General features: G+C 69.4%; 4 protein-coding genes. All 4 read right to left on the reverse strand.

Annotation, left to right across the window (positions count from 1 at the left end; all coding sequences use genetic code 11):
* Nucleotides 1–615: site-specific integrase (locus DQP56_RS23285; RefSeq protein ID WP_165825130.1), on the reverse strand; the 615-nt coding region annotated here is incomplete at its 3' end.
* Complete coding sequence (locus DQP56_RS23290) at nt 612–1,235, reverse strand: NUDIX domain-containing protein (protein ID WP_112689415.1); 624 nt, start codon at nt 1,233–1,235, stop codon at nt 612–614. The genes DQP56_RS23285 and DQP56_RS23290, both read right to left, overlap by 4 nt.
* Entirely contained in the window at nt 1,228–3,030 is a 1,803-nt protein-coding gene (pyrG, locus tag DQP56_RS23295) for a CTP synthase (RefSeq protein WP_112689417.1), read from the reverse strand. Before pyrG ends, DQP56_RS23290 begins: the two co-directional genes overlap by 8 nt.
* Before the next feature lie 131 nt (nt 3,031–3,161).
* A partial coding sequence (locus DQP56_RS23300; protein WP_165825131.1) for a copper transporter occupies nt 3,162–3,343 on the reverse strand: 182 nt, incomplete at its 5' end.

The raw sequence follows: 3,343 nt of genomic DNA on the forward strand, positions 1-3,343 counted from the left end.
CGGCGGGTGCCGGTGGGCGGGCAGCAGCCGCTGCTTGCCGCCCTTGCCGCGCAACAGCACCGACCGATCACTGACGTCGACGTCGTCGAGGTCCAGTCCGACGGCCTCCGAGATCCGCGACCCGGTGGAGTACAGCATCTCCAGCAACGCCCGGTTGCGCAGTGTCAGTGGACCGTCCGAGACGCTTTCTCCGCCGGCGCCGGCCAGCAGCGCCGACACCTCGTCGATGGTCAGGCTCTTGGGCAGCCGCCGCCCCGGTGTCGGCGGCTTGACGCCGCGCGCCACATCCATCGGCGCCATGCCCTCGGCGGCGGCGAACCGGTGCAGGCCCCGCACCGCGATCAGGGCGCGCCCGGCCGAGACCGCCGACAGCGCCGGTATGCCGTTCTCGGGGTCGCCGCGCCGCAGCGCCACCAGGAAGTCAGTGACGTCGGTCTCGCCGGCACGTGCCAGGTCGTCGACGCCGCGGGCCAGTAGGTGCTCGGTGTAGCGGCGCAGATCCCGCCGGTAGGAGCTCAAGGTGTTGGCGGCGACGCCCCGCTCGACCGTCAGATGATCCAGGTAGCCCTGCAGCTGCCCGCTCAGCGGATCGACCGGCTGCGCCGCCGCCGTCATGACGGGTTCTTCCTGGCGGCGAACGCGGTAGGCCGGTCGACCCACTCGGCGTCCACCGGACGCAACGTCGTGAATCCCTGATGGTGCAGATAGGCCGCCAGGATCCCTGCCACCGCAAGGGCGTTGACGATCTCACCGCTGAACACCAGCTTGGCGGCCTCGGCGATCGGATACCAGCGCAGCGTGAGATCCGCCTCCTCGTCGTGCGCCTCCGGGCGGTCGACCTCTGAGAGACCGGTGGCCAGATACACCCGCACCGACTCGTCGCTGAACCCCGGCGTGGAGTCGAGGTCGACGAGCACCTGCCAGGTGGTCGCCGTCAATCCGGCCTCTTCGACGAGTTCGCGGGCGGCGGTCAGGTGCGCCGCCTCACCGCCGAGATCCAACAGTCCGGCGGGCAGTTCCCACAGCCGCCGGCCGAACGCGTGACGGTACTGGTAGATCAGCGGAATGTTGCCGGCATCGTCCATGGCGACGATCCCGACGGCGCCGTAGTGTTCCACCACGTCGCGGGTGGCCGTCGTGCCGCCCGGCATCCGCACCTCGTCACGGCGCAGCGCGAAAATCTTGCCGCTGTGCAGCAGCTGCGACGAGGTGGTCTCGAAGACGTGGTCAGCCACGGGTTACATGTTCCGGCAGGGCTTCTTGCAGCGGGTCGGCCAACGGCTGGGCGCTGCCGCCGCGCCCGTCGGCCCGGGGCTGGAGATCGGCGGGCTCGTGGTGTTCGTGGTGCTGTTCGGGGATCTCCACCGGCAGCCGCTCGGCGGCCTTGTAATCGATGGCCGCCCCGACGAACGCGGCGAACAGCGGGTGCGGCCGGGTCGGCCTGCTCTTGAGCTCCGGGTGTGCCTGGGTGCCCACCAGGAACGGGTGCATCTCGCGCGGGTACTCGACGAACTCCACCAGCTTGCCGTCCGGGGAGGTGCCGGAGAACCGCAGCCCGCTTTCGGCGATCCGGTCCCGGTAGGCGTTGTTGACCTCGTAGCGGTGGCGGTGCCGTTCGGAGACTTCGGTGGCCTGGTAGGCCTCGGCCACAATCGAATCGGCTTCCAGCACCGCCGGATAGGCGCCCAGGCGCATGGTGCCGCCCAGGTCCGCCGCCCCGGCGACCGCGTCCTGCTGGTCGGCCATCGTCGCGATGACCGGGTCGGGGGTGTCCGGATCGAACTCCGCCGAGCTGGCCTCGGTGATCCCGGCGGTGCGGGCGGCGTCGATCACGATGCACTGCAGGCCCAGGCACAATCCGAGCACCGGCAGCCCGTGGGTGCGGGCGTAGGCAATGGCGCCGATCTTGCCCTCGATGCCCCGGATCCCGAAGCCGCCCGGAATCAGCACGCCGTGCATCTCCCCGAGCGCGGCGGCCGCCCCGGCGGGGGTGTCGCACTGATCGGAGGCGATCCAGTTGATCTCGACCCGCGCGTAATGGCTGAACCCGGCGGCCCGCAGCGCCTCGGTCACCGACAGGTAGGCGTCGGACAAGTCGATGTATTTGCCCACCAGCGCGATTCGCACCGTCTCGTGCGGCTCGTGGACCCGGCGCAGCAGTTCGTCCCACTCGGTCCAGTCGACATCCTTGAACGGCAGGTTGAGCCGGCGTACCACGTAGGCGTCCAGTTCCTCACGGTGCAGCACCTTGGGAATGTCGTAGATCGACGCCGCGTCCGGGGTGGAGATCACCCCGTCGACGTCAACGTCGCACATCAGCGCGATCTTGTTCTTCAGCGGCTCGGGCACATCGCGGTCGCAGCGCAGGATCAGGGCGTCGGGGGTGATACCGATGCTGCGCAACGCGGCCACCGAGTGCTGGGTGGGCTTGGTCTTGAGCTCGCCGGAGGGGGCAAGGTAGGGCACCAGCGACACGTGCAGGAAGAACACGTTGTCCCGGCCGACATCGTGGCGGACCTGGCGGGCAGCCTCCAGGAACGGTTGCGACTCGATGTCGCCGACGGTGCCGCCGATCTCGGTGATGACGACGTCGGGGCGCCGGCCGTCGGCGTCCGGATCGGACATCGCCAGGATGCGCCGCTTGATCTCATCGGTGATGTGCGGGATCACCTGCACGGTGTCGCCGAGGTATTCGCCGCGGCGTTCCTTCGCGATCACCGTCGAATAGACCTGCCCGGTGGTCACATTCGCCGACCCGGACAGGTCGCGGTCGAGGAATCGCTCATAGTGGCCGACGTCGAGGTCGGTCTCGGCGCCGTCCTCGGTGACGAAGACCTCCCCGTGCTGGAACGGGTTCATCGTCCCGGGATCGACGTTGAGATAGGGGTCGAGCTTCTGCATGGTGACCTGCAAGCCGCGGGCGATCAGCAACTGACCGAGGCTGCTCGCGGTCAATCCCTTACCCAGTGAGGAGGCAACTCCACCGGTGACGAAGAGGTGCTTCGGCTCGGCTTGCGGGTGCTTTCGCAGTGGTGGCAACACCAACCTCCGTGACGACGGCGCAGGGATTGAGGGCCTGCCGACCCACGGAATCTCACCCTAACATCGACGGCGCACGCCGGCCCGGGACACGCCCGGCCCCACCGACCGCGGCCGGCCCGCTATTGCGCGATGGTGACCGAGCCGGCGCCGTGCCCGATGCCGTATTGACCCGGGTGGCCACCCTCGATGAGGCTGCTCACCGCCATCACCGTGGTGATCCGGCCCGACTCGACGTCGACGTCGTCGACGGTGCTGACCGCCGCGGCCACCGAGGAATCGGTGCGGGCCATCGCGACCGCCG

It is taken from the genome of Mycolicibacter senuensis (assembly GCF_003284925.1).
Lineage (GTDB): Bacteria > Actinomycetota > Actinomycetes > Mycobacteriales > Mycobacteriaceae > Mycobacterium > Mycobacterium algericum_A.